General features: G+C 36.2%; 2 protein-coding genes and 1 pseudogene. All 3 read left to right on the plus strand.

The features are described 5' to 3' along the window. Positions 1 to 192 (plus strand): annotated as a pseudogene (locus QZX97_RS08390) (phosphoheptose isomerase); the annotation flags it as partial. A 299-nt stretch (positions 193 to 491) separates the two neighbouring features. Then, positions 492 to 1,841 (plus strand): sugar transferase, encoded by a 1,350-nt coding sequence (locus QZX97_RS08395; RefSeq protein ID WP_295664567.1) that lies wholly within the window; start codon positions 492 to 494, stop codon positions 1,839 to 1,841. A 75-nt stretch (positions 1,842 to 1,916) separates the two neighbouring features. Beyond that, positions 1,917 to 2,050 (plus strand): biotin carboxylase N-terminal domain-containing protein (locus tag QZX97_RS08400; RefSeq protein ID WP_295664568.1); only part of this gene is annotated, 134 nt, incomplete at its 3' end.

The following is a 2,050-nucleotide window of genomic DNA, read 5'->3' on the forward strand; positions in this document are numbered from 1 at the left end:
GTTATCAAAGCGTTGGATTTAGGCAAGAAGTTAGGGTGCAAAACAATAGGCCTCTCTGGTCGGGACGGGGGCAAAATGAATGATCATTGTGACATAAACTTAGTGGTTCCATCACAAACTACCGCTCGTATACAAGAAATGCATATACTCATTGGCCATATTATTTGTGGAGCGGTTGATAGCCTATTTTAAAAAAAAAGGAAAAGAGGTTGAAGCCGGTCCGATTTTTTGGTTACACCGTACCCATTTTTCTAACATTTTAGTTTAACAACATAGGTTTGTTAAAGAATCATTTGGTGCTTAAAAAGAATTTAAAGTTTAGACTTGACTTTTTTGGAAAATCAAGTCTAAAAATTTCGGAACGGTTATTGGTTCTATTTATTTCAAAAAGTAAAATTTAGGTTTCAATAATTTTCATTTTTATTTAATATAAGGCTTTTATTGTTACTTTTACATTGTTAAGTTAGGTAGGGAAAATTTACAAGTCATCTATGTCTACACGTTACTCAAAATACCTTCCTGGTTTTGTTTTTCTTTGCGACCTGTTTTTATTGAATATCGCGGGTTACAGCGCAAATTATATTGAATTTAGTACATACCGTCCAGAGAATGCGTCAGCCCTATTTATTCTTGTAGTTAATGCTGTATGGATATTCACTTCTTTTTTATCACAAAGTTTTAAAGTTAGGCGTCCGCTTCTGTTAAAAGATAATTTTAACAGGTTTATGCTTACCTTAATCTATCACCTGCTAATCGTTTTTGGATTTTTATATTTCTTTAAGTTATATGAAGTATCGCGGGTAATGCTCATTGTTACTTATATTATCTTTTTTGGTCTGGTTGTTATCCATCGTTCGCTTTTATTTATATCCCTCGATTTTATCAGGAAGAAAGGGTATAACCACCGTAAGATTATTATTGTTGGCGACGAAAAGATTGCAAAACGGTTGATTCACTCTTTTTCAGACCATCCTGAATATGGGTATGATTTGGCTGATTTTATATCAGAAGACCAAATTTTAAAAATGACCGAGAATGAAATAGTAGATGTTTTGTTTTCAAAACGGCCCGACGAAATATTTATTTGCTACAAGCAACTAAACGATGACCTTTTAAAAAACCTGATCAGGTTAGGTGATATTCATTTTATTAAAATAAAGGTTGTATCTGATTTGATGCTGAGCAATAGCTTCGCCACATTGGTAAACTACCACAATGTGCCGGCGTTACATTTGACATCTAATCAGGAACTGCCGTTGAAGATTAGGGTATTGAAAAGAGGGTTCGATATTATTTTTTCATCGCTTGTGCTAATCGGTGGCTTTCCTGTTTTTATGATACTTTACCTTATTACAAAAACTACTTCCAAAGGGCCTGCTTTTTATAAACAGGAACGCATAGGTCTAAACGAAAAACCATTTTACATCTACAAATTTAGAAGTATGTGGATAGATGCAGAAAAGCATGGGCCACAATTATCTTCCGATCATGACCCTCGAATTACACCTTGGGGGCGCATTATGCGGAAATCGCGGTTGGATGAGTTACCGCAATTTTGGAATGTATTTAAAGGCGACATGTCAATAGTAGGCCCACGCCCCGAAAGGCAATATTTTATCGAACGTATTCTGGAACATACACCAACATACCGTAAGCTTTTACGTGTGAAACCGGGTATTACTTCGATAGGCCAGGTTCATTATGGATATGCCGAAAATGTTGACCAAATGCGTGAACGTATGCGTTACGATTTGGTATACCTGCAAAACGTGAGTTTAAATTCCGATTTGAATATTATTCTCAAAACCCTTCGCGTAATTGTACAGGGGAAAGGCAAATAGAATTTTGCTTTGAAGCGCATCATGCCTATACCCCAAATTAGTTATAATGTAAGCTAAACTTATACCTTTGTTTTCATGAAAAAATTATTGGTAGCTAATCGCGGTGAAATTGCCCTTAGGGTAATGCGTTCGGCCCGCGAAATGGGCATCAAAACAGTCGCTGTTTACTCTGATGCCGATGTGCACGCACTTCACGTCCGCTATGCTGA

The organism is uncultured Mucilaginibacter sp. (assembly GCF_903893715.1).
Classification (GTDB): domain Bacteria; phylum Bacteroidota; class Bacteroidia; order Sphingobacteriales; family Sphingobacteriaceae; genus Mucilaginibacter.

What these genes read in the sequence shown, in the direction of transcription:
- QZX97_RS08395 (WP_295664567.1), top strand. Translation starts at nt 492, where the DNA reads ATGTCTACACGTTACTCAAAATACCTTCCTGGTTTTGTTTTTCTTTGC.